General features: G+C 48.6%; 27 protein-coding genes. 12 read left to right on the top strand and 15 right to left on the bottom strand.

Features of this window, described 5'->3' with window-relative positions; translation table 11 throughout:
* The first annotated feature begins 37 nt into the window (after window positions 1-37).
* Window positions 38-2116: an ATP-dependent DNA helicase RecG gene (recG, locus tag AACU59_RS17285; protein WP_094144453.1), complete on the top strand. Its 2079-nt coding sequence runs from the start codon at window positions 38-40 to the stop codon at window positions 2114-2116.
* 218 nt (window positions 2117-2334) lie between these two features.
* Window positions 2335-3735 carry a uracil-xanthine permease family protein gene (locus tag AACU59_RS17280; protein ID WP_094144452.1) on the top strand — a complete coding sequence of 467 codons (1401 nt, stop codon included), beginning with the start codon at window positions 2335-2337 and terminating at the stop codon, window positions 3733-3735.
* A 101-nt stretch (window positions 3736-3836) separates the two neighbouring features.
* Here the strand turns inward: AACU59_RS17280 and envZ are convergent, their stop codons facing one another.
* The 3 genes from envZ to AACU59_RS17265 form a co-directional block, all read right to left on the bottom strand.
* The gene (gene envZ, locus AACU59_RS17275; protein ID WP_094144451.1) at window positions 3837-5141 is read right to left on the bottom strand and encodes a two-component system sensor histidine kinase EnvZ; all 1305 of its coding nucleotides are present in this window, start codon (window positions 5139-5141) and stop codon (window positions 3837-3839) included.
* An 80-nt stretch (window positions 5142-5221) separates the two neighbouring features.
* Window positions 5222-5941 carry an osmolarity response regulator transcription factor OmpR gene (gene ompR / locus AACU59_RS17270; protein WP_010319303.1) on the bottom strand — a complete coding sequence of 240 codons (720 nt, stop codon included), beginning with the start codon at window positions 5939-5941 and terminating at the stop codon, window positions 5222-5224.
* 151 nt (window positions 5942-6092) lie between these two features.
* Complete coding sequence (locus AACU59_RS17265) at window positions 6093-7079, bottom strand: DUF3187 family protein (RefSeq protein WP_088728569.1); 987 nt, start codon at window positions 7077-7079, stop codon at window positions 6093-6095.
* Window positions 7080-7361: 282 nt separating this feature from the next.
* Between AACU59_RS17265 and nfsB the strand changes: the two genes are divergently transcribed.
* Both nfsB and AACU59_RS17255 read left to right on the top strand, forming a co-directional pair.
* Window positions 7362-8015, top strand: coding sequence for an oxygen-insensitive NAD(P)H nitroreductase (nfsB, locus tag AACU59_RS17260; RefSeq protein ID WP_094145026.1), 654 nt, complete (start codon window positions 7362-7364; stop codon window positions 8013-8015).
* A gap of 3 nt (window positions 8016-8018) precedes the next feature.
* Complete coding sequence (locus AACU59_RS17255) at window positions 8019-8309, top strand: putative quinol monooxygenase (RefSeq protein ID WP_013855414.1); 291 nt, start codon at window positions 8019-8021, stop codon at window positions 8307-8309.
* Window positions 8310-8316: 7 nt separating this feature from the next.
* On the opposite strand, the gene AACU59_RS17250 is transcribed toward AACU59_RS17255, so the two are convergent.
* Window positions 8317-9249, bottom strand: a complete 933-nt coding sequence (locus tag AACU59_RS17250; protein WP_094145027.1) for a LysR family transcriptional regulator — start codon at window positions 9247-9249, stop codon at window positions 8317-8319.
* 9 nt (window positions 9250-9258) lie between these two features.
* On the bottom strand, window positions 9259-9996 hold the full coding sequence (locus AACU59_RS17245) for a tRNA (adenine(22)-N(1))-methyltransferase (RefSeq protein WP_094145028.1): 738 nt from the start codon (window positions 9994-9996) through the stop codon (window positions 9259-9261).
* 181 nt (window positions 9997-10177) lie between these two features.
* Here AACU59_RS17245 and AACU59_RS17240 point away from each other — a divergent pair, with 181 nt between their 5' ends.
* From AACU59_RS17240 to AACU59_RS17235, 3 genes are read left to right on the top strand one after another with little or no spacing between them, the layout of a single operon-like run.
* Complete coding sequence (locus AACU59_RS17240) at window positions 10178-10528, top strand: GlpM family protein (protein WP_019282840.1); 351 nt, start codon at window positions 10178-10180, stop codon at window positions 10526-10528.
* Window positions 10529-10531: 3 nt separating this feature from the next.
* Window positions 10532-10633: an NUDIX domain-containing protein gene (locus AACU59_RS18215; RefSeq protein ID WP_158006725.1), complete on the top strand. Its 102-nt coding sequence runs from the start codon at window positions 10532-10534 to the stop codon at window positions 10631-10633.
* Between the two features lie 11 nt (window positions 10634-10644).
* Window positions 10645-11685 carry an AbrB family transcriptional regulator gene (locus AACU59_RS17235; protein ID WP_094145029.1) on the top strand — a complete coding sequence of 347 codons (1041 nt, stop codon included), beginning with the start codon at window positions 10645-10647 and terminating at the stop codon, window positions 11683-11685.
* Window positions 11686-11732: 47 nt separating this feature from the next.
* Here the strand turns inward: AACU59_RS17235 and greB are convergent, their stop codons facing one another.
* On the bottom strand, window positions 11733-12215 hold the full coding sequence (gene greB, locus AACU59_RS17230) for a transcription elongation factor GreB (RefSeq protein ID WP_010319306.1): 483 nt from the start codon (window positions 12213-12215) through the stop codon (window positions 11733-11735).
* A 343-nt stretch (window positions 12216-12558) separates the two neighbouring features.
* On the opposite strand from greB, the gene AACU59_RS17225 reads away from it, so the two are divergent.
* Window positions 12559-14889: a Tex family protein gene (locus AACU59_RS17225; protein WP_094145030.1), complete on the top strand. Its 2331-nt coding sequence runs from the start codon at window positions 12559-12561 to the stop codon at window positions 14887-14889.
* A 149-nt stretch (window positions 14890-15038) separates the two neighbouring features.
* On the opposite strand, the gene AACU59_RS17220 is transcribed toward AACU59_RS17225, so the two are convergent.
* Window positions 15039-15509 (bottom strand): hypothetical protein, encoded by a 471-nt coding sequence (locus AACU59_RS17220; RefSeq protein ID WP_026027513.1) that lies wholly within the window; start codon window positions 15507-15509, stop codon window positions 15039-15041.
* A gap of 267 nt (window positions 15510-15776) precedes the next feature.
* Window positions 15777-16541 carry a pimeloyl-ACP methyl ester esterase BioH gene (bioH, locus tag AACU59_RS17215; protein WP_094145031.1) on the bottom strand — a complete coding sequence of 255 codons (765 nt, stop codon included), beginning with the start codon at window positions 16539-16541 and terminating at the stop codon, window positions 15777-15779.
* Window positions 16542-16687: 146 nt separating this feature from the next.
* On the opposite strand from bioH, the gene AACU59_RS17210 reads away from it, so the two are divergent.
* The 4 genes from AACU59_RS17210 to cysQ all read left to right on the top strand — a co-directional run bounded on the left by AACU59_RS17210 (window position 16688) and on the right by cysQ (window position 19629).
* On the top strand, window positions 16688-17389 hold the full coding sequence (locus AACU59_RS17210; protein ID WP_019282843.1) for an amidophosphoribosyltransferase: 702 nt from the start codon (window positions 16688-16690) through the stop codon (window positions 17387-17389).
* A 99-nt stretch (window positions 17390-17488) separates the two neighbouring features.
* Window positions 17489-18076, top strand: coding sequence for a Fe-S biogenesis protein NfuA (gene nfuA, locus AACU59_RS17205; RefSeq protein WP_013855425.1), 588 nt, complete (start codon window positions 17489-17491; stop codon window positions 18074-18076).
* Between the two features lie 155 nt (window positions 18077-18231).
* The gene (gene nudE, locus AACU59_RS17200) at window positions 18232-18777 is read left to right on the top strand and encodes an ADP compounds hydrolase NudE (protein ID WP_047688019.1); all 546 of its coding nucleotides are present in this window, start codon (window positions 18232-18234) and stop codon (window positions 18775-18777) included.
* A gap of 24 nt (window positions 18778-18801) precedes the next feature.
* On the top strand, window positions 18802-19629 hold the full coding sequence (gene cysQ / locus AACU59_RS17195) for a 3'(2'),5'-bisphosphate nucleotidase CysQ (protein ID WP_010319313.1): 828 nt from the start codon (window positions 18802-18804) through the stop codon (window positions 19627-19629).
* Between the two features lie 80 nt (window positions 19630-19709).
* Here the strand turns inward: cysQ and AACU59_RS17190 are convergent, their stop codons facing one another.
* From AACU59_RS17190 to gspH, 7 genes are read right to left on the bottom strand one after another with little or no spacing between them, the layout of a single operon-like run.
* On the bottom strand, window positions 19710-20468 hold the full coding sequence (locus tag AACU59_RS17190) for a type II secretion system protein N (protein ID WP_094145032.1): 759 nt from the start codon (window positions 20466-20468) through the stop codon (window positions 19710-19712).
* Complete coding sequence (locus AACU59_RS17185; protein ID WP_013855429.1) at window positions 20465-20962, bottom strand: type II secretion system protein M; 498 nt, start codon at window positions 20960-20962, stop codon at window positions 20465-20467. The genes AACU59_RS17190 and AACU59_RS17185 overlap by 4 nt, the downstream gene beginning before the upstream one ends.
* A 10-nt stretch (window positions 20963-20972) precedes the next feature.
* Window positions 20973-22184 (bottom strand): type II secretion system protein GspL, encoded by a 1212-nt coding sequence (gspL, locus tag AACU59_RS17180; protein WP_094145033.1) that lies wholly within the window; start codon window positions 22182-22184, stop codon window positions 20973-20975.
* Window positions 22153-23172: a type II secretion system minor pseudopilin GspK gene (gspK, locus tag AACU59_RS17175; RefSeq protein WP_017048718.1), complete on the bottom strand. Its 1020-nt coding sequence runs from the start codon at window positions 23170-23172 to the stop codon at window positions 22153-22155. Before gspK ends, gspL begins: the two co-directional genes overlap by 32 nt.
* A complete protein-coding gene (gene gspJ / locus AACU59_RS17170; RefSeq protein WP_088731482.1) occupies window positions 23159-23812 on the bottom strand; it encodes a type II secretion system minor pseudopilin GspJ in 654 nt (217 codons plus the stop codon). The genes gspK and gspJ overlap by 14 nt, the downstream gene beginning before the upstream one ends.
* Window positions 23799-24161 (bottom strand): type II secretion system minor pseudopilin GspI, encoded by a 363-nt coding sequence (gene gspI / locus AACU59_RS17165; protein ID WP_017045697.1) that lies wholly within the window; start codon window positions 24159-24161, stop codon window positions 23799-23801. Before gspI ends, gspJ begins: the two co-directional genes overlap by 14 nt.
* Window positions 24145-24723, bottom strand: coding sequence for a type II secretion system minor pseudopilin GspH (gene gspH / locus AACU59_RS17160; protein WP_013855434.1), 579 nt, complete (start codon window positions 24721-24723; stop codon window positions 24145-24147). The genes gspI and gspH overlap by 17 nt, the downstream gene beginning before the upstream one ends.
* Window positions 24724-24725: the final 2 nt, after the last annotated feature.

Raw genomic sequence — 24725 nt, 5'->3', positions numbered from 1 at the left:
TGAATAATACATAACGATACTGTTAATGAGCCTTGTTATGTCACAGCTACTGTCCGCGATTCCTCTCACCTCACTCTCTGGCGTGGGCGCTAAAGTGGCTGAAAAACTGGAAAAGGTTGGCTTAATCAGTGTGCAAGATCTGCTGTTCCATCTCCCTTTACGTTATGAGGACCGCACACGGATCTACCCTATTGCTAAATTGCATCCCGGGCTTTGGGCTGCCGTGCAAGGTAAAGTCATGGCGGTGGATACGGTTTTTGGCAAACGCAAAATGCTCACAGTAAAAATAAGCGATGGTAACGGCACCATTACGCTGCGTTTTTTTAACTTTACAGCTGGGATGAAAAACAATTTTTCTGAAGGTAAGTTAGTGCACGCTTACGGTGAAATTAAGCGTGGTGGATTCGGCCTTGAAATTGTTCATCCTGATTATAAATTTTATGCTCCTCAGCAACAGCCAGATGTCGAAGCTAACTTAACACCCGTTTACCCAACAACCGATGGCCTGCGCCAACTCACGCTACGCACACTCACTGATCAAGCATTAAGTTTACTCGACAAAGCCGCCGTACAAGAATTGCTACCTGCCGGGTTGTATGATCACCAAATTACGCTCTCTGAAGCGCTGCACATCATTCACCGGCCGCCACCGGGCATTAACCTGCAACTGTTTGATGAAGGTAAACACCCGGCGCAGGTTCGCTTAATTATGGAAGAGCTATTGGCGCAAAACCTCTCCATGCTGGCTGTACGCCATCAAGGCCAGCAAGATATCGCATTGCCACTAGCTGGGTCAGGCAAACTCAAACAACAACTGCTTTCACAACTGCCTTTCTCTCCCACTAAAGCGCAAACACGTGTTGTGGCAGAGATCGAAGCCGATCTGGCACAAGCTCACCCCATGATGCGTTTAGTACAAGGTGATGTGGGCTCAGGGAAAACCTTGGTCGCTGCATTAGCCGCCGCACGTGCTATCGAACATGGCTATCAAGTAGCATTAATGGCACCGACGGAATTGCTGGCCGAGCAGCACGCGATTAACTTTGCCAACTGGTTTGAAGCAATGGGCATCCAAGTCGGCTGGCTGGCGGGTAAATTAAAAGGCAAAGCGAAAGAAACAGAACTAGCTCGCATTGCCAGCGGTGAGGCAAAAATGATAGTGGGTACTCACGCTCTTTTCCAAGAACAAGTTGAATTTCATCACCTTGCGCTCGTCATCATTGATGAACAACACCGCTTTGGCGTCCACCAGCGTTTAGAACTGCGTGAGAAAGGGGCGAAGCAAGGCGCATATCCGCACCAGTTGATCATGACCGCAACGCCGATCCCACGAACTTTAGCGATGACTGCTTACGCTGATTTAGAAACCTCCGTTATTGATGAACTGCCACCGGGACGAACGCCGATTCAAACTGTCGCAATCCCAGATACAAAGCGTGATGATATCGTCGAGCGCGTACGTCATGCCTGTTTGAGTGAAGGAAAACAGGCTTATTGGGTCTGTACTTTGATTGATGAGTCTGAGGTGCTAGAAGCGCAAGCCGCCGCCGACACAGCGCAAGAACTACAACGCACTCTGCCCGATGTCAAAATCGGTTTGGTGCATGGCCGAATGAAGCCGAGCGAAAAACAAGCGGTGATGCAAGCCTTTAAAAACAATGAACTGCACTTGCTGGTTGCCACAACGGTGATTGAGGTTGGCGTTGACGTGCCGAATGCGAGCTTGATGATCATCGAAAACCCTGAACGGTTGGGCTTAGCACAGTTGCACCAATTACGCGGCCGCGTAGGGCGAGGCTCTGTCGCTAGCCACTGCGTATTGCTCTACCATGCACCACTATCGAAAACCGCGCAAAAACGCTTGGGCGTACTGCGTGAGAGCAATGACGGTTTTGTGATTGCCCAACGAGACTTAGAAATTCGCGGTCCGGGTGAGCTGCTTGGTACCAAACAGACCGGCCTTGCGGATTTCAAAATTGCGGATTTAGTCCGTGACCAACGTTTAATTCCTGAAGTACAGCGCATTGCTCGCTACTTACACGACCATTATCCAAGCCACGCGACCGCCATTATCGATCGCTGGTTAGGAGAGAAGGACATCTACGCCAAAGCATAAGATTGTTCGTTCTGTATTCCCCTCTCCCTTACACAGCAAAGCAAACGTTTGCTTTCTTGCGTAAACCCTCTATAATTTCGCCAATTTTTTTAGTGAACTACTCACTTATCCAGTCCGAGCAGATTCTGATTAACAGCAATCACAGATGACGTGTCTGCTCCACTTAGTGCTCCCACTCAGCGAACGCTAAGATAACAACGCACCATTAGGAAAACAGTATGACTATCCACAACGCTTCGCGTAAGTCTGATTTGGTTTATCAACTCAACGATAGGCCACCGCTACCCCAAACCATTTTCGCCGCTTTACAACATTTGCTAGCCATGTTTGTTGCGGTCATCACCCCTTCGCTTATTATTTGCCAAACACTTGGTGTTTCTGCCGAACAGACTAACACCATCATCAGCATGTCGCTGTTTGCATCTGGCTTATCCTCCTTTATCCAGATCCGCACCATTGGCCCGATTGGCTCCGGTTTACTTTCTATCCAAGGCACTAGTTTTAACTTTCTTGGGCCAATTATTGGCGCAGGCTTGTCATTAAAAGCGGGTGGTGCAGATATCAGCACTATGATGGCGGCGATCTTTGGCACCATTTTAGTCGCCTCTTTTGCTGAAATCCTATTATCACGAGTGCTGCAATACGCGCGCCGCGTGATCACGCCGCTGGTGTCGGGCATTGTGGTTACCCTGATAGGCTTAACACTGGTACAAGTTGGTTTAGTTTCTATGGGTGGCGGCTATGCTGCGCTCAGCGATGGCACTTTTGGCAGCTTAGACAAACTGGCGCTGGCGGGAACCGTGCTTGGACTTATCGTGCTGCTCAACCGCTCAAGTAACCCATACATTCGCGTAGCATCGATTGTGATTGCGATGTTCGTTGGTTATATCATGGCCTACTTGATGGGGATGGTGAACACTGATTCACTGAGTGAAACCGCCCTGATTGCTCTACCAATACCTATGCAGTTTGGTTTGGGTTTTGATTGGTCACTCTTTATTCCTCTGGTACTGATTTTCTTGATCACCGCATTGGAAGCGATTGGTGATATCACCGCCACTTCTGAAGTGTCGGGCGAGCCCGTCAAAGGGCCGATTTACATGAAGCGCATTAAAGGTGGTGTGCTGGCTGATGGTTTGAACTCAGCGCTGGCGGCGGTCTTTAACAGTTTTCCCAACTCGACCTTTAGCCAAAACAATGGCGTGATTATGCTCACCGGGGTTGCCAGCCGTTATGTGGGTTACTTTATTTCCGCCATGTTGGTGTTACTCGGCCTGTTCCCGGGCGTGGCAAGCTTTGTACAATTGATTCCTGAACCGGTACTTGGCGGTGCAACCATCGTCATGTTCGGCACCATTGCAGCCGCGGGTGTGCGGATTATTTCCCGAGTGGATCTCGACCGCCGCGCGATTTTAATCATGGCGCTGTCGTTTTCGATGGGGTTAGGCATTGCGCAAAAGCCAGAGATTCTGCAATTTATGCCCGAGTTCATTAAGAGCATTTTTTCATCCGGCGTAGCGGCTGGTGGTATCACCGCTATTTTGCTCAACTTGCTGCTGCCTGAAAAATTGCCACACGAAGAAGAAGAAGAAGAACTCGAAGAGCTCAAAACCAACTGATTGCATGGATGTGTCCAAAAACTTCGACCAGCAGCCGAAAAGGCATAAACCGTAAACACAATGGGCTCAGTTGAGCCCATTGTGTTATTGAGTGACTAAGCCTATTTGGTCGGGAAGCTCAGTTGCGCTTTGAGGCCACCTTCACTGCGGTTACTCACCACAACGCTGCCATGATGCTGGCTAACAATCCGTTTCACTATCGCCAAACCAAGCCCTGTGCCTTCACTGCCGCGCGCGGTATCACCACGCGTAAAAGGTTCAAACACTTTACTCACTTGGCTAGGATCAATACCCGGGCCATTATCCTCCACACAAACCCAAGCCATTTTGTTATCTGCGGTACTGCCCGTACTCACCTTAACCCAACCATTACCATAACGAATGGCGTTCACCACTAAGTTGCTCACCGCGCGTTTAATGGCGATCGCATTGCCAAAGGCTGGCTGCATTGTTAAATGCAGCGCGACATCGATTTTGATCTCGTAGCCCCCTTCGGCAGTGGCGACATCATTGGCGATCTCATTGAGATCAACCGCGGTAAAGGTCTGTTTATTGACGGGTTTAAGGTAGTCCATAAACTGACTGATGATCTCGTTACACTCTTCCGTATCACTGATGATCCCTTCAGCGAGATAACTTTCTTCTGGAGACATCATTTCCGTGGCTAAGCGAATACGAGTTAGCGGCGTACGTAAGTCGTGGCTGATCCCCGCCATCAATAATGAGCGATCCTCTTCAAGCGCTTGGATCCCTTTCGACATTTGATTAAACGCCAACGTCACCGCGCGAATTTCAGAAGCGCCTTTGAGTGGCAATGGTGGCGGATTCTCACCTCGGCCAACGGCTTTGGCGGCTTTTTCTAAGGCAATTAAGGGACGATTTTGCAGACGAATAAACAGCCATCCTCCTAAGACGATCAGTAACGCCATCACCAAACTATTGTGAAATAGTGGCGCAAAATCCTCTTTTTGCAGCTCAGAGAGAGGGATGCGTATTAATGACCCCGGAAAAGAGTCCACTTTCATCCATAAAATATAACTCTCTTTACCCAAAATCATCCGCACATCGGTCGGCGAGCCGAGCTCATTGCTCATCTCCTCGCTCATCAAATCAATGCTGATGGCATCGTGATACTCTTGGGCCATCTCACTCTCTTCACTATGAATGGTGACGCCCAATTGTTCTAACACTCGGCGGCGCTGTAAGGCGTCCATTCCCAGCTTCGATGTATTGTTCGCCGCATCGTCCAGCATTAGGTTGATCTCATGGCCCAAAATCTTATTGAACTGCTGCAAACTGGGCATCAAAGCATAGTTAAATACGGCGTAATAAGAATACACTTGGCTGGCGATCAGCAATGAAAAGAAGAGCAAAATCGATTGAGTAAAGGAACTGCGAATGCGCATAGGAAAACCCGCTATGAACGTACTATCAAAAAGGCGACAAAAAAGCTCCTGTGGGTTAACCGACAGGAGCTGATTGAAATTTAAGACTCTTTACCATCTGGAACGAAGACGTAACCTAAGCCCCACACCGTTTGTATGTAGCGTGGTTTGCTTGGATCCACTTCAAGCATGCGACGTAAACGCGAGATTTGTACATCAATCGAGCGCTCCATTGCGGAGTATTCACGCCCTCTTGCCATATTCATCAACTTATCGCGCGACATTGGCTCACGCGCATTGGTGACTAAGGTCTTCAATACGGCAAATTCACCGGAAGTGAGCGGCATCGGCTCATCGCCACGGAACATTTCTCGGGTACCTAAATTCAGGCGAAACTCACCAAACTCAACCACCGATTCTTCAGCACTTGGCGCGCCGGGGGCTTCAATCACTTGGCGGCGTAGCACGGCTTTGATTCGCGCCAGTAATTCACGCGGGTTAAACGGTTTGGGCAGGTAATCATCCGCACCCACCTCCAAGCCAACAATACGATCCACTTCGTCGCCTTTGGCGGTCAGCATTAAAATCGGCAACATGTTATTGGCGTTACGCAAGCGGCGGCAAATAGACAAACCATCTTCACCCGGTAACATCAAATCAAGCACCATTAAGTGGAAGTTTTCACGAGTGAGCAGGCGATCCATCTGTTCGCTATTGGCGACACTACGCACCAGAAAACCTTGCTCTGACAAGTAACGCTCAAGCAATGCACGTAAACGCGCATCATCATCCACCACTAAAATTTTATAGTTTTCTTGCATCTGAGATCCCACCTAATTCTGAGCTTCAGCCAATATCAAACCGAGCGAGTAAAATGTAACACCGTTGCGGCTAAAATCATGCAAAGAATTGTTAACGTTTATGTCTTTTGTCGCGCTTCGTTGTTAGACACTAAGCGGATGACATCGTTTGTCAGTTCGGCTCTTTATCAAAGCGGCCAAAACGATAGCGATAGCCTAAACCAAAGGCAATATCGGTGCTGTTGTTGGCATTAAACATATTTTCGACCACAGTAACTTCAATCGCTGAATGGCTCATTTGATAACGATACCCCAAAATAAACTCGGTCGATGGTTTAGAAAAGTCATCCTCCCCCGTTGAAAGGCCTTGATAGAATGAGACCTGCCCAATCAGATAATGGCGTTCTAACCACTGATATCGATAACTGGTACCCATCGACCAAGTACTCGAATGATACTGTGTTTGGCCTGGTACATTGGTCGGGTTGCGAAAGGTGATAGCCAACAGCGTATCAAGTGCATGCTTACCTCTTCGGTAGCCATAATTAAGCTGCACCGCTTGTTCAAACTCGGATAGGTTGAATATTCCATGGTGTGGATCGTTGTAATAGAGTGAAACTCCCAATGACAAACCGTGATGAGACTTATCCACCAGCTGGTACTGTAAATAACTGGTCAACGCACGGCTCAATGTCTCGCCTCGGAACGCTTCCTGATCAATGCCGTACTCTGGCATTTGAATGATGAAGCGATCGTTATCGACATCCTCACGCCCGTTTTGATCAATGCCAAACCCATCATGAAAAGCAATGGTTAAGCCATCTAAATGATTATTGGCAGCAAAGTTCCAACGATAATTAAGCTCAGCCTGCCACTTAGAAGAGAGCTGCCATTTACCGCCCATCGCTATCTGATTCTGGTAATAATCCAGCGTATAGTCAGGCGTGATCGCCCAAATGCTGGCGATAGTCGCGCTGGTATAGAGCTCCACTTCTTCCTCTTGCATCGAAAAGCCGGAGCGAAGTTGTGCAGAAAGGCTATTGGTATGCAGTGGCGATTGCACATAGCTTTGCGCAGGCCCGTAGTCAATATCCGCCCACGCCGAGTGGATGGGAAGAGAAAAGAGAATAAACCAACAAATGCACTTACACTCCGTCATGCATACTCTCCGGCCAAAGCAACCTTTTGAATATATTAGACAATCATTAACGCTTAGTGAGTGACCATATCCCTTAATGATGATCTACCGTACACATTAAGTGTATGCGCTAATTCAGAAATATCATGAGATAGTGCTAACTTTTTCCGCAAGCTAGGGCGTTTTCAAATTCGGATTATCAAATTTTTTTTGAAAATGAATTAAGCAAGAGGCGGTTTCTTGTTTGGACTCAGTCCGTTATCTTAGCGCCATCTCGAATGTTATCTTCCCTAGGAGGGAAAAATGAATATTGTTCAAGCATCGCAAGCGCGCTATTCCACCAAAGCGTTTGACACCAACCGTAAACTGACTGAACAGCAAGTCGCTGATATTAAAGAACTGGTACGCATGAGCGCCTCTAGCGTCAATTCGCAGCCTTGGCATTTTATTTTGGCGGCTAGCGAGGAAGGCAAAACGCGTATCGCCAAAGCGGCGCAAGGTCAATTTTCCTTTAACGAACGCAAAATTTTGGATGCGTCTCACGTGATGGTGTTTTGCGCCAAAACCGATATTGATGATAACTACTTATTGACGCTGCTGGAAAACGAAGGGAAAGATGGCCGCTTTGCCAATGAAGAAGCCAAAACAGGCATGCACGGCGGACGCAGCTATTTTGTTAACTTGCATCGAGAAACGCTCAATGACGCCGAACACTGGATGCAAAAACAAGTTTATTTAAATGTTGGAACACTGCTGCTCGGAGCGGCTGCGATGGGCATTGATGCTGTCCCCATTGAAGGGTTTGATGCCGAGGTGCTCAACCAAGAGTTTGGCCTGACTGAAAAAGGGTTCACCAGCTTAGTGATTGTACCGCTCGGTTACCACAGCGAAGAAGATTTCAACGCCAAGCTGCCGAAATCTCGCTGGCCAGAGCAAACCGTCTTTACTGAGTTATAAGCCATGATCCACTTATTAGCCGAAATCAAAGCCCTTCCCGACTCAATAGAGCGAGTGCAAGCTATGCTTGAAGCGCTGCTTGAACCGAGCCGCAACGAAACAGGCTGCTGCCAATATGAGCTCTATCGTGATAACTCGATTGACGGGTTATTCTTGATGCAGGAGATTTGGTGCTCAGAGGAGAGCTTGCAACAACACCAGCAGAGTGCGCATTTTCAGCACTTTCAACAACAGCTTAGCGAGCAAGAGGCATTGGAATACCTACAAATCCGCCCGCTAACGTTTGTTGGCTAATGCGGGATTAACTCTCACGCTGTTTGATGGCTGTCAGTACCGCTTGTCGTTGCTGGCAGCCTTTTCCACGAATAAATTCCTGAAAAGCGCGAATGGTTGGGGTGATCAAACGTCGGTCTGCGCACACGATATAAATTGGCACTGGCCCACTTTCCCATTGCGGTAAAATGCGTACTAAGCGCCCATCAATAATATCCTGACTGATATCCATTAATGACTTATTGGCAATGCCTTTGCCTTTAACAGCCAATCGATGTACCACGTCACCATCGTTGCATGCGGGGTTTCCTTGCACTACCACACTCTGCGTTTCGCCCTCTCGGCTCAAAACCCACTTATTATGCAGCGTGTCAGCCAGCATATAACAAAGACAATTGTGATGTTGCAGATCGTCAGGATGGAGGATAGGTGGATGCGTTGCCAAATATTCTGGCGAAGCGCACAACACGCGCTCGTTTGATTCACACAGCGGCATTGTAACCAAATTGGAATCAGCAGGATGGCCATAACGAATCGCAATATCCATCGGGTGAGCATACATATCCGCTAAGCGATCAGAGAGATCCAGTTTGACAATGACATTCGGGTGCAAGGCAATAAATTCATCGATCCAATCCAGCAGTAAATTGCGCCCCAAATCCGAAGGGGCACTGAGGTGCAGCTTCCCCGCCAGTTGACCGCGCGCGCATGCTATCTGATCGAGCCCTTCTTGCAACGTGGCAAGGGCTGTCTGAGTTTTGGCGAGGAAAATCTCCCCCTCTTGGGTTAAGCGCATATGACGTGTCGAGCGGACAAAGAGCGGAAACTGCACCTGCTCTTCTAAGCGGCGAATGGCGGCACTGACCGCGGCCGTGGTCAGCGATACGCTGTTGGCCGCCTTAGAAAAACTGCCTTGGCGTGCGGTTTCGACAAACAAGTTCAGATCATTGAGTGCTTTCATATTCTCCGCCTATTGGCTATTTCCATCGCTAAAATTTCCATGACAAGTGATATTAATCGGCTGATAGGCTTGCCAACACTTTTGCGCGCTAACATCGCCGCCTTGCGCTTTACGCTGATAATGCTGTTGCAATTGCGTCAGATAACGCTGGGCAATCATTTTTTGCTCATCATTGGCCACTTGCCAAATCGATTCGCCAACCAAACTAAGGGGTGGTAATTTTGGTTCTTTGCCTCGTACTGCAGGCGGATTAATCTGCACGTTCAGCAGCTCGTAGATACGCCGATTCTCTTCCACCAGTTGTTCCTGTTGTAATCTCGCGCCCAGTGTCATCAACTGTTCACGTAAGGTGTAGCCGTGATGCACAGGACAAAGCAGAAAATCGAACGAGCGATGCGGATAACGCTCAACCAGCGCGGCAATGAATTCACTCATTAAATCACCGCCAACCCCAGCGATGATCAGTAGATGCGAGCCAGAATGGTTATCAAGCGGCAAATCGCGCACATCAAGGCAATGTGCACGCCAGCGCGGTAACGCTGCCGTTACAGGGAAATAGCGCGTTAAATCAAGCGTCACCTTTTCAATCAACGCTGGCACAATATCTACAAAATGCACCACACTATTTGGACAGCGCTTCAGTAACGCCGCGCCAAGCAGACCGTGATCGCAGCAGCAATCCCAAATATGATCGTAGTGGCGGTTGATCTGCTGTACTAGTTGCGTGAGCCGTTTTCCTAATTTCATCTTTGCCCAACCAAGCCGCATGATACAACACGCCGCCGAATAAAAAGAGTGGCGGCCATTTTACTTGGATTTGAAGAAATGTTGCATAGAAAATAACAAACCCATCAATGAACATTTCTAGTTAACCTATCAGTGATTTATAGTGAGCAACACTTAATCTATTCTGACAAAAGGAAATGTCATGGCAGCTCTGTTTTTCAAGTGCCTGCTTGGTGCGCTTGCCGTGTTGATCATCGCCCTGCTCTCCAAAAGCAAAAGCTTTTTTATTGCTGGTCTTGTACCGCTGTTTCCTACCTTCGCTCTGATTGCGCATTACATTGTCGGCACCGAACGCACGATGGAAGACCTGCGCACCACCGCGTTGTTTGGCCTTTACTCGCTTATCCCGTATGCGACATATCTGTTGGCAGTATACTACTTCAGTTATTGGCTACCTCTCACCAGTACACTGGTATGTGCCACTTTGGTGTGGTTGGCATTCGCTGCATTATTGTTAGTAAGTTGGACACGTTTAAACCCTGCGATAGCCTAAACCATCATCCCCGACGGTCATATCGATACGGGAGAAAGCCAAACGCAAGCACTACAACGTGAAGTGCTAGAGGAACGATGGCATTTACGCTGCACAATTTATTAAGGAAAGTCATAATGTTCGAAAGAGCTTCTTTTACTCTGTTTATTCACATTGTGGTGATCGCAGCTGTTGCGGCGAGTGTGGGAAGCCTGCTCGCCATTCCGCTTTCTGAAATGTTTATTGCCGCAGCTTTAGTCATTGTGCTGCATAAAAAACGCCTCTTATCCATTCGCGTTCCTAACGGGTTATTGTTGACGGTGCAAATTGTGCTCGGCATCAGCGTTGGGGCGAGCATCAGTTTAAGTCAACTGGGCGAAACCTTAACCCTACCGGTGATTATCGGTTTGGTTTGCTGCTTAAGCTTGCAGATCGCCAGCAGCTTTCTTTGGCTCCGCAAAAGAGAAGGTTGGTCACCGTTTGAATCTCTACTCGGTGCGGTACCGGGCGCGATGGCAGCGATTTTGGTGATCAGCGAATCAAGCCAGACTCCTTCAACCAAAGTGGTTTATTCGCACTCGGTGCGCTTGATGATCCTCACTTTACTGGCTCTTTTTATCTCCAATAGCACGCCCGACGTTGCCCCCGTTGAGAGCAGTTTGACGATTTACGCGTGGTTGATTTTCTTTGCGCTTGCGCTGCTTAGTCTACTGCTGGGCAAAGGCTCGACCTTGCTCGGTATTCCTGCGCCCTATATGTTGGCGGCACTGCTGGTCACGGCCAGTTTCAATAGTTTTTCGACAGGCATTGCGCTACAACTTCCAACATGGATGGTAGTATTCGCCACCGCACTGCTGGGCATTTTGATTGGCGCACGCCTTGCCGATACCACATTGCGCGAAGCCATGGCTTATTCGCGCGCGGGTGTGATGGTTACACTGATTGGTCTGCTGGTCGCCGTCGCCGTGTCTGGCTTGTTTGCGTTACTGCTGGATAAATCTTGGGTGGTATTACTTTTAGCTTGGGTCCCCGGCAGCGTAGAAGCGATGACCGCCGTCGCCCTACTGCTGGGCATGGAACCCGCGTTTGTGATGATCAACCACGCCCTACGGCTACTGCTGCTCTACTCGCTACCCGCTGTGTTGAAAAAGCCGTTAGAGGCGTTGCGAAGCAAGTGAGTGAGAAAAATGAGCGACCGAGGAATATTTTGAACCGAATACTCCGTTCACTGCCCTTTTTCATACTCAATCGAGTTAATAAACCACTCTTTGATGCCGGTGGGCGTGGGCACTTGCACCTCGTCATCAACCTCTTTTTTCAGCAGAGCACGCGCCATCGGTGAATCGATGGAGATGTAATCTTTCGCGTCACCGTAAATCTCTTCTGGGCCCACAATGCGAAAGCGCTTTACATCACCCGCTTCATTTTCAATTTCCACCCAAGCACCGAAAAACACTTTCCCCTCTTGTTGAGGCGAATAATCAACTATCGTCACTTCCGGTAAAAATTTTCTCAAAAAACGAATTCGGCGATCAATTTGGCGCAGTAAACGCTTATTAAAGGTGTAGTCTGCGTTTTCAGAGCGATCCCCTAGGCCAGCAGCCCAAGTGACTATTTTGGTAATTTCTGGCCGTTTTTCATGCCAAAGATGGTCATGCTCTGCCTTTAATTTATTGTAGCCCTCACGGGTAATCAGTTTGGTCTTCAAGATTTTTTCCCATTACACAGCGCCGCACATTCAAGGTCGCCGCGGGTTATACATTCATCACGATGGCTTGCTACTATACTGTCATTTTCGCTCGGTACCAACTGACTGAACTTATCTTTAGCCACCAAACTCATCTTCGGCTTTAGCGCTGCCAACGCTGAAAAATGACATCAAAATCACACGCGTTACGTGACCTATTTGGCACAATCGGGTAGAAGGTTATCTCACTAATCTCATAACAGCGCGCCGTTAGACTAGAAATAAGTCTAACGTGCCCCAATAGTTACCCTATTCAAACCACCCTGAGTGGTGGTGCTACTGAACTACAAAAGAGAAACCACGGATGAGCCAAGCTATCTGCAAATTGATCGCACAAGAGCTAAATGTGCGTCTTGAGCAAGTGACAGCGACTGTCACACTTATTGATGACGGAAACACCGTTCCTTTTATCGCCCGTTACCGTAAAGAGGTCACGGGTGGGCTAGACGACACCCAACTGCGTACCTTAGACAGCCGTTTATCCTATCTGCGCGAGCTCGATGATCGCCGCCAAACCATTCTGAAATCGATTCAAGAACAAGGCAAACTCACCGCCGAGCTAGCACAAGAGATCAACCAAGCGGATAGTAAAACTCGCCTTGAAGATCTCTATTTGCCCTACAAACCTAAGCGTCGTACTAAAGGTCAAATTGCGATTGAAGCAGGGCTTGAACCACTGGCAGACAAGCTGTGGAATGAAGCGCAAACCGACCCTGAAACCGAGGCCGCACACTATGTGAACACCGAGAAAGGGCTCAGTGATATCAAAGCAGCACTGGACGGTGCACGCGCCATTATCATGGAACGCATTGCTGAAGATGCCAACCTGCTGGACAAAGTGCGCCGCCATTTGACGCGCAGTGCCGAATTGGTCTCTCGCGTTGTCGAAGGCAAAGAGCAAGCAGGGGAGAAATTTAAAGATTACTTCGCGCATAATGAAACACTCAGTAAAGTGCCTTCACACCGCGCATTGGCCATGCTTCGCGGCCGCAATGAAGGCTTTTTAAGCTTGAGCATGAATGCCGACCCAGAGCAAGAAGAGGGCGTGCGCCAATCGTATTGCGAAACGCTGATTGCACAACACTATGGCATTCACTTAAGTAGCGCCCCTGCCGATGGGTGGCGCAAACAAGTGATCAGTTGGGCGTGGCGCATTAAAGTGTCAATGCACATGGAAACCGAACTGATGGGCGCAATGAAAGAGCGTTCCGAAATCGAAGCGATTGAAGTGTTTGCCACCAACTTAAAAGATTTGTTGATGGCCGCACCGGCTGGTCCACGCGCCACTCTCGGCTTGGATCCTGGTTTGCGAACGGGTTCGAAAATTGCGGTAGTGGACGCCACGGGTAAAGTACTGGCGACCGAGACGATTTATCCGCATCAACCGCATAACCAACATGACAAATCAGCGAAAATTGTTGAGCAGTTGGTACGCCAATTTAACGTCGATTTGATTGCGATTGGCAACGGTACCGCATCGCGCGAAACCGATACTTTTGTCGCCGATGTCATTAAGCGCGGCAACCTGAAAGTGCAGAAAATCATTGTCAGCGAAGCGGGGGCATCGGTCTATTCAGCCTCTGAGTTGGCGGCCAAAGAGTTCCCCAATATGGATGTGTCGCTACGCGGCGCGGTGTCGATTGCTCGCCGCCTGCAAGACCCACTTGCCGAGCTGGTGAAAATCGATCCGAAATCGATCGGTGTGGGCCAATACCAACACGATGTCAGCCAGTCGATGCTCGCTAAACGCTTAGATGCGATTGTTGAAGACTGCGTCAACGCGGTAGGCGTGGATGTGAATACTGCCTCTGCCGCGCTGTTAACACGCGTGGCTGGCTTGTCTAACGCACTGGCGCAAAACATCGTTGATTATCGGGATGAAAATGGACGCTTCGCCTCACGCGCTACACTGAAAAAAGTCGCGCGCTTAGGGCCAAAAGCATTTGAGCAATGTGCGGGCTTCTTACGCATTATGGATGGTAAAAATCCACTCGATGCCTCTTCGGTTCACCCAGAAGCTTATCCAGTGGTGAAAGCCATCGCCGAAAAAAATAGCAAAGAGATCAAAGCACTGATCGGCAATAGTGAGTTTTTGCGCAATTTACACGCCGTCGATTATACCGACGAGCATTTTGGCCTACCGACTGTCACTGACATCATCAAAGAGCTCGATAAACCGGGCCGCGATCCACGCCCTGAGTTTAAGACCGCGACCTTTGCTGACGGCGTGACTGAAATGAAAGATCTGGAAATTGGGATGATTTTGGAAGGCGTGGTATCGAATGTGGCCAACTTTGGTGCTTTTGTTGATATTGGCGTTCACCAAGATGGCTTAGTGCATATCTCTGCGCTGACTGATCGTTTCATTGCCGACCCGCGTGAAGTGGTGAAAGCGGGCGACATCGTCAAAGTCAAAGTAATGGAAGTCGATGTGCAGCGAAAACGCATTGCACTCTCGATGCGCTTAAACGATGAGCCGGGTCAAGATAACCGCAGCCAACGCTCTGGCGCAACAAGTAGCAACACGCGTTCGCATCAAAATAGTGGCCAACCGCAACGCCGTCGTGAAGAGCCACAACAAAACGCTGCGATGGGTGGAGCTTTCGCCGCCGCCTTTGCTAAAGCAAAAAAATAGCGGCGATGCGTAACTTACTGGATAAACGAATCACAGTGAAAAGCACCTAACCGCGTCGCTCATATCAGAGCCGCAAAAAACACAAATCCCCACTGCGGCCAACGCCTAAGTGGGGATTTTATTTATCGCGATAAGTCGCATTCATCGACCTACAACACCGCAATCACTTCAGAAGGCGTATTGGGTGCAACCGCGTGACCATAATAGTACTTAATTACAGTTCGCCGACGCGCCATTTTGCCTTCGGTTATCGCAGCATCAATAATGTGTTTAGGTAACCTAAACCGCATCGTATAGCTTTTACCTTGATCCTTGCTGTAGGTGGCGAGAGCGAGCAAGTCAAACAGCCTTTCGAGCTCGCTTTTCTGCTCCTCTTGATAAGAAGTCGATGTTTCGTATTCGGTGCCAACCTCATAGCTTGGATGCTCTGAAGGGTCCCATGACGACTGTTTTCGTCTTTTATCATCCGCCTTTACCTTACGCTCAGCGTTGGTTTTAGCCAGTTCGACGGTTGGCATCACAGGGGCGCGGATCCGATTGTCACGCGCGGCCTGTTCCGTTTGCACATTAACCGATGGGGCGATAAGTGGCACACTTACGTTCGTTGGTGACACCATCATAGCCGAAACCTCCTCAGTATCGCCCGCCCCGATAGACCTGCTTTCGCTCAGCACTACTGGGTTAGACTTTATATCGACCAGATTGCTCAAACTTTTAGCAAATTTATTTTTAATTTAACATTTGCACCCAACGACTTGACGTTTCAGGATGCTGCAGATAAAGACAGCAAGCGGGTGAATCCCCATGAGAGAGATCAACGATGTGATTGAGGTAAGCCAACACAGCTGTAGCTTTAAGTAGAAAGACATTGCATGGGTATCAATGCCTTAACGTGCAAAGGCGATGAGCTGCTGGCAAAAATCGTCCAGTTCAGTGATGAACGGTGCGTGGGAGGAATTGCCAAAAATGTACTGCTCGCTATTGGGCAAGATTTTTTGCAACTCTTGCGCTACCTTAACCGGCACCAAACCATCAAGCCGACCATACAGACGAAGCATGGGAATCGAGAGTGCTGTCAACGGCTGGCGCAAATCCACCTCCGCCAATATGACCAAACCCGCTAACAATGATTGTGGGTTCGGCGCGGGCCGTGATAACACCGCTTGTTTTAGGTATTTCACATCTTGCTTTGCCTGAGGGCTGCCCATCGCTTGCAGCGCCATAAAGCGCTCAACAGTAGCCTGAAAATCGTCCATTAACTGTTCAGTAAAGGCACTGAGCACTTGAGGGAGAATGCCACGCCACGGTTTCTGTGCCGCAAATTTGGGAGAACTCGCCACAGTGACCAATTTGCTCACATAACTTGGGTGATGCAGTGCCATATGAGTCGCCACTAACCCACCCAAAGACCAACCAACCCAAATGGCTTGTTTAGGCGCTTGCATGATTAGCGCTTGCGCGATCTCTTCTAGATCAGCGGCGTGGCTAGCAGCGCTGTGACCATAACCAGGCAAATCAACCACGTGCACACGAAAATGTCCTTTAAGCACATCGACCGCTTGCTGCCATACTGCACCATTCATCCCCCAACCGTGCACCAAGACAAGATCATCGCCCTCGCCTGAAGCTTGCCAATATAACGCTGTGGCCATGCTCACAAATTCCCCCACTAAATTCACACTTCTTCGCTGAAAAAATACCGATCATACACTCACTGACTTGAAATCACGGTCAACACAAAGACTGATTCAAGTTGCAAGAGTATAACCATACTTCGTTTCACAGCTTTGGTTGAGTTATGTTATCGCATTGGGTTCAAAAAACCATCACTCGCTTGGTAAGCCGTCAGTGTCTACTGTGTCGTTTACCGATTGAAACTCACCAAACTGGGGCTTGGTGTAAGACCTGCCTAACCTATTTTGCACCACAACCTCGCTGCCAACAGTGCGGCCTGCCAACGCTTATTACCGTGCCTCAATGTGGGCAATGTTTAGCAAATCCTCCGCCTTGGCAACGCCTATACTGTGTCGGCGACTATATTTTTCCGCTCAGTCACACCATTCATCAACTCAAATATGAAGGTCAATTTTGGCAATCTCGCCATTTGAGTGCCTTACTGACGCCACGTATCGACACTCCCGCCCCGCTCATCACCAGCGTTCCGTTGCACTGGCAACGGCGCTTAAAACGCGGCTTCAATCAAAGCGCACTACTTGCCTCTCAATTAAGTCAACAACTGGGGGCTAGCTGCGATAACCAGTTGATCAAACGCAATCGCGCAACGCCCCAGCAGCAAGGGCTTTCTAAATTACAGCGCAAACAAAATCTCAAACATGCATTCACACTACGGCACCTTCCCACGCACAAGCACATTGCACTTGTTGATGATGTAGTGACCACGGGCAGCACCGTGCAGCAAATCTGTCAATTACTGCTTGAAGTCGGTGTCGAAAGGATTGATATTTACTGCATATGCCGCACTCCTGAACCTAAAGATTAACCAACACGGTTTTATTTAGCGCGTAAAAAGGACTGGATCCGCCGTGTTTCAGGAGTAGAATGGCAAGTAATAACCTATAAATTTACTCAGGTATTCGTCGTGTCAAATTCTATTATTATTACCGAAACAGCCCAAACCCATTTCGGCAAGTTGCTTGGGCAACAGCCTGATGGTACTAACATCCGAGTTTTTGTAGTCAATCCAGGCACTCAAAATGCAGAGTGTGGCGTCTCTTACTGCCCACCCGAGGCAGTGGAAGCGACTGATACTGAAATTGCCTTTGAAGGTTTTTCTGCGTATGTCGATGAACTGAGCTTGCCGTTTTTAGAAGACGCAGAGATCGATTTCGTCACAGATAAAATGGGTTCACAACTGACACTTAAAGCTCCGAATGCGAAGATGCGTAAAGTGTCTGATGACGCAAGCCTGATTGAACGTGTGGAATATGCGATTCAAACTCAAGTCAACCCGCAGTTAGCTGGCCATGGTGGCCATGTCAGCTTGGTTGAAATCACCGAAGATGGTATTGCGATTGTCGCCTTTGGTGGCGGCTGTAACGGTTGTTCAATGGTCGATGTCACCCTCAAAGAAGGCATTGAAAAAGAACTGCTTCAACAATTTGAAGGCGAATTAACCGCGGTGCGCGATGCTACTGAACACGATCGTGGTGAGCACTCTTACTACTAGTGAATCGCTAGATACGTGGATTACAGAAAAACGAAGCCGAGATGAGATTCTCGGCTTTTTTATACTTAAAATCATTTGCCGCGCTCAAGTCCTTTTCAATTAAGGTCATTTTCTCATATAGTTAGAAAAGTCATTTGCCTTACGGGAATTAGTGTATGCCAACCAGAAAACTGCCCGAAATTTTAGCCCAAAGAACGGCAGCCCAATCGACCCTGTTTACCATCGAATCATTAGATTTACGCTTTTCTAACGGCGAACAGCGCACCTATGAACGAATGAAACCGAGCGGCCGGCATGCAGTCATGATGGTGCCAGTAACGGCACAAGGAGATTTACTGCTGGTTCGAGAGTATGCCGCTGGCACTGAACGCTATGAGCTCGGATTCCCTAAGGGTTTGATTGACCAAGGAGAAAGCCCGCAACAAGCAGCAAATCGTGAACTCAAAGAAGAAATTGGTTTTGGCGCAACCATCTTAACCCCCTTAAAAGAGGTGGTACTTGCCCCCTCTTACTTTTCGAGCAAAATGACACTCTTCTTAGCACAAGATCTATACTCAGAAGTAATGGAAGGCGATGAACCCGAACCTTTAGAGGTCATTCGCTGGCCTCTGGCCCAAGCAGAAGAGCTACTGACTCACCTCGATTTCTGTGAAGCCCGAAGCATTACCGCACTACTGCTTGCTCTGCGCAGCCTAAAATAACAAAGTAGAGCTATAGGATTGATGATGCCAACAGCCAATAATTTATCTTACTTACTGCCTGACGTAATTGAAATCGCTCGCTCTGCCGGGCAATTGATTCTCGATATCTACGAAAAGAAAAACTACGAAGCGTTCACCAAAAGTGACCACACCCCTGTCACCAGTGCCGATCTTGCTGCGCATAAACTGATCTGCGAACGACTGAGTGAACTCACGCCAGATATTCCTGTTTTGTCGGAAGAGGCGGCGGACATTAGCCTAGAAAAACGCAGCCAATGGCAGCGGTACTGGTTGGTTGACCCGCTTGATGGTACGCAAGAGTTTATTGCGCGCAGTGGTGACTTTGCCACCATTATCGCACTGATCGAAGAAAACCAACCAGTGATGGGCGTCGTCTATGGGCCCGTTTCTGGCGTGACCTACTACGCCTACGCAGGCAAAGGCGCATGGAAGATCCCCGACATGTCTGAAAGCTTGCGTATTGAAACACACAAGCACGAAACCGTTGGGCAATCCATCGCGATTGCGATCAGTCGCCGCCAAGATATTAACCGCATTACAAGTTGCATGAGCAGCGCATGGAATTATGAGCTAGTGCCGCTGGGCTCGGCAGCGCTGAAAGCGTGTTTAGTCGCAGAAGGTGCTGTCGACTGCTATTTGCGTCTCGGCCCAACCGGTGAATGGGATACCGCCGCCACGCAATGCATCGTAGAAGAGGCGGGCGGACGCATCCTCAACACGCAACTGCAACCGCTGTCCTACAATGAGCGTGAAACGTTAGAAAACCCCAACTTTATTGTATTAGGGGATGCCGATTTGCCTTGGAATACCATTTTACAAGTCAAACCATAACGGCCATTACCAATAAAAATGCTGATCAATAGACTCAGCATTTTTATTGGGGTATGAAATGATTACGGTTAAAAAACCAATCAAAGCTGGCCTTGATAATTAAACAGATATTTACCTTGGTTGTCTGGCGCTCCAATCCACTGTAATTGCTCCGCCATTTCGGGTGGGAATTGCGCTTCAGGTTTAAACCACGCTTTCGCACTGTAACTCATGTCTGGTTGCAGCTGCAGGGCAAATTCACTGCTCATTTGATCACTGTTTTGCTGACCGTTCAATGTCATCTGATTGCTTTGACATTGCAGATCTGTCACTACCGGACCAAGCGAGAGCTCTCCTAAAGGTGAGTCAACTCGGCCATGAGTCCACGCAAGTGAGCCTTCGGCAGATTCACACCACGGGCTATCATAGCGGTAATGGTTCAGGGACAATTCGACTTGCCCCTGAAAAGTCACTGGTACAGGCAGCGGAAACAGCGTCGCCAATTTATTAGCCGCGACAGAAACCACAACCTTGTCCGCATAAGGGCCAGAAAACCCCAGACCAAGATTGCCTTTGCCACGAACTCCCATATCACTACCGCGTCCAAAGCGTACCGCCACTTCAAACTTGGCCATCAGCAGTTGCGATACTTGGATGTCCCAGCTGAGATCGCCGACATTTTGCCCTTGCCAAAACAGTTGTTGAGCACTACCAGACCACACCGTACCGTCAACACCAGTGACACGCATGACTTCGGAAGAGGAGAGTTGATTCATCACCAAGGAGGCAGGAATATGCGCGACCACACTGATGAGAAAAACCATTACAAGGAACCCGCTATAGAGCAATTTCTTTTTCACTCACCACCTCGCTTCAGTTGTAAGCGTTTTACTTCGACAACGCCACTTTGCTGAGCACGATTGATGTCCATAAACTCGACATCGACACCTTGCTGCTCTTTTAGAAAGGCAAGCCAATCCACCAATTTAGAGAAAGGAAGTGGTTGTATCCAAACCTGCATCATTTCATCACGCGGTTGAATACGAATAAGCTCAATTTGAAAACGCTGCACACTTGATGAGATGACTTGATTGAGCGGTTGCGTCGTTGCCACCCCACCACCTTGTGCGCGCAATTGAGTAATGGCATCGGCCTTATCCGTCACCCAATTAAGCAATTGTCTTTCACTGATAATCCGGGCTTGCGCAAGCTCGGTTTTCTGATTAAGTGGCGCTAAAATGCCCCAATAAATGATCGCAACCACACACAGCGACACACCACCTAACAGTAATTTCTGTTCACGAGGGGAAAAAGCCGCCCATCGTTGTTGAAGTGCACTCAGGCTATTTTTCATGTCACTCACCTTACTGGCTTTTCAGTATGAAGGTACCATTGACTACAGAACCCGAGCGGTTTAACTGCCCTTGCTCAACCACAAACTGCTTTTCCAATTTAAGGCGCGCTTGTTCAAAGCTTTCAAAATCATTACTTTGAACTTCAAGACGAATTTCACCCCGATTGCCATCATATTTAACACTTTGCAACTGCATGTTCGGTACGCTGCCGACACTGCTGGGCAGCTTGGACAACCACTCCAACATCGAACCGTTGGCTTCGCCGCCAGAGAGCCGAGCCGCTTCATCATTCATCAGTCTTTTCAGGTAACTGATGGTGGGTATTTTCTGTTTATCAGGGAAAATCGCGCGAAAAACACGTTCACTCTCCGCTCGATAAGCATCGGCTTGCGCTTCGTAGTGCCCTGCTTGCAAAAGATGGTGGCTGGTTGAAGTTACAATCAACACCGCGGCCGCTAATGCGCATTTTTGCCATACTTGCCAATGCTTCAAAAACGAGGACTTGGTTTTAAAACTTCCCGTCAGTAAAGTCACTTTGCTCGCTATCGCTTGCTGAGTCAGCAACGCCATGACTAAATGAGGCTCGGCCTGTTGCCAATGTTGCCCTTCAGCCAATGTCAGCTCAGGGAGCGGGGTATACGCCTCTAGCGGTAAATAGTGCCCCTCTTGCTTGACCCATTCTGAAGCACTAAACAGCGTTAACCACTGCGGTTCAATGCTCACCCCTAAATACTCACCTTTACGGATTAACCATTCTTGGCCGATCTGCAGTGCCGACAACCCCTCTGATGCCGGGATAGCCAACACATCCGGTAATACCTTTTTCACGTCAAAACCCGCGGCTTTGAGCTCATCTAAGCGGGTACGCAACCAAGCACGATCCACCCCGACAACGTAAGCAGTGGAAGCAGTTTTATGCAAAATTGAAAAATGCAGCTCATCCACATCTTGTGCGATCTCATCTTCGATTAGATAAGGCAACATTGACTCTAAGCGACGAGCCGCCCCTGATGGAATCGCGACCTCAGTCAGAACTAAATCACTGGCAGCGAGCAGCACAATCGTGGCGCGTTCAGCCGCATAGCTAGAGAGCTGAGATAGCTGCTCCCATCCGGATATTTCACCGCTGGCAATCACTTCTTGCTGCTGTGTTGACCACACCAGCCAAGGTATTTCAGCGTCTTGTTGACTACTCAGCCGAACGGTCAGAAACTCGCTCACTGATCCCTCCAAAGCGACGGCGTATGACCGTTGCGGTTTCTCTATTATCACTAAACAATAAACTGCGAATACGAACTCGCGAGTCATCAACCAAGATTTGAGCATCCAGTTCAAAATAAGCACTATCGACAGCTAGGTACTGTTTCGCTTCTTCTTTCACTTTGCTCTCCACAGCAGCCAATGCGGCCTCTGCGAGAAAATTGTCTACCGAAGCCCAGCCATCAAATGGTCGGCTCTCGAGTAAGTTTTTTGCATCCCCTTCACTTAAGTGCGGGCTGAACATCGCCACCAATAACTTGGCATGATCGGGTTCCAAGGTATTGATATTCAAACGCCAATCATCAGTGGGGAGAGTACAGATATAAGGCGCTATTTTATTCATTACATCACCGCTCACCTGCTGAACCGCGCGCAACTCACTGTTATCCGCAAGTAAACTATTCGCCGCCAGATAAGCAGGAGACATTGATTCATACTGGCTGTCTTCTACGCCATAAGAGGACTGCACATCTGAATCGCCATCAATATACTCCCAAGCCGAATCGGCAATCACTTCGGCTTGATAGCTGTCGACCTCAAGCTCTTCCAATAACCGTTGCAACACTTGCACTAAATAGGGTTTTTCGACACTCCCTGCCGCAGGTCTGGCTCTCGAGAGTACATTCAGGTTAAAACAAGCCTGTTTATCAAGGATGCGCCCTTTCAGAGTGCCGTAATCCAATGGATACGTTTGCTCTTTCATCGCCCAAGGTTGACTTAAGTTAATCGTTTCGTTGTCTTTGTAGCTCTGCTCGATAGCAACTTTGGCTAAAGCTTCACTACCCACACTATACCAATAGGCTTGCTGGTAACTAATTTGATTATTCGCTCTTTGAAACTGTGTGAATAAACGTTCGGACATGGTTGCGGCAATCGACACCATAATCGCCAACAACAGCAAGATAACGATTAACGCCACACCGCGTTGGGCTCGATTAGGGTGCGCCATTATTATCAGCCTCTTTATTGGTCGAATTGATGCCACCACCAGCAGTAAGGTAGATACGCTCAATCTCGCCATAATCTTTCAGCGCCAATTTCACGGCCACCGCCTGTGGGATTTTCAAGGCATCACTCCACTCTTCACTCCATTTATCTTGGTTATAAAAGCGCAGCGATAGTGACTCAACATCATGTAACAATGGCGTGATGATCCCTTCTTGCCCTGCAGGAGTATCAGGATAACGCCACCATATACGCTCTAACACGCCCTCTTTAATTCGGTAGCCGACCTTAGTGACTTCCCCGCGTGGAAATTGCTGCTGTGGGTTATGCCAACCTAATCGTGCAAACAGCACTCCTTTTTGATCGGAGTCGAGCAAGTACTCTTTCCAAATCAGCATCTGTTGACTTGGCTCTTCACCATTGGTGCGAAATTGACGCGTTGCCATCTGCCGAAAATCGCCATCCATTAACACCATGGCGCGCTGCAATTCGTTCAAACGCTGGCTACGTTGGGCTGAAATCTCATTACTGCGCTGGACTTGGTTCAATACTTGGTAAGCACCAACGCTCAAACTAGCGAAAATCGCAATCGCCACCAGCACTTCAATCAGGGTAAAACCTTTGTTCCGTTTATTTGGCGACATAACTTCTCACTGTCACCAAAGGTGATCCTTCTTTTTCACTAGCCACGCTGACATCAAAAGCTTTCAATAAATTATCCGCAGTGGGTACTAAAGTGACTTTCCAATACCAGGTTCGACCCGCCAATACTTCACTGCCATTTTTCGCTTGTACGTTTTGAGGAGTAAGCATCACTTGCGCCATCTGGTTATCGACCACCATGGCGGCAAACGCTTTTTCTTCCAAATAACTCACGGTATTGATGTGTTGGCTGACCGAACGGATCACACTGATGGAAGCGGTGGCAAAAATAGCCAGCGCCACCAAGACTTCTAACAGCGTCATCGCTTTTTGTTTACCCATCGATCGCATCTCCCGGAGCGAACAGCGTGATTTCCCCGTTTTCTTTCACTACCACTCGCCAGCCTTGCTCTGCATCTTGCTGATTAAGATGGATGCTCAGGACAAAAGGGGTAAGCTCACCACTGGATAAAATAAACACTTGTGGTGGTAGCTGCTTTTTCTGTTCGTTTTCATCAGCAAACTTATCGTCATCAAACAGACTGCCCGGTTTGAAGAGTCGATCGTCGTTTTTCCATGCACTTCCTCCCAGCTCAAACTGGAGAGATAACCCCTCAGGCAGTTGGAGCTGTGAAGCCATTTTCTTGCTCTCTAGCGGCTGCCATCCCTTGTCCTCCATCGATAGAAAAACCAGATGCGATTTTTTTTCATCGACCCGCAAACCAAAATCTTTGCCACTGAGAATGGCTTCTTCATTGCTCAGTTGTAGACGCTGATAAAGGCTCATCGCGTACTGTTTCGCATCATCGTTGTTCGTGCTAGGTAGCGTCGATATAACGGCCACAGCACTGAGCGAGAGCAGCACGAGCACCAGCAGTATTTCGAGTAGGGTAAAACCGCGTTGAGATAGCATCA

Source organism: Vibrio sp. V23_P3S9T160, from assembly GCF_963886625.1.
Lineage (GTDB): Bacteria > Pseudomonadota > Gammaproteobacteria > Enterobacterales > Vibrionaceae > Vibrio > Vibrio anguillarum.
The sequence above is the reverse complement of the archived record's forward strand: the minus strand, read 5'-3'. Positions and strand labels throughout refer to the sequence as shown.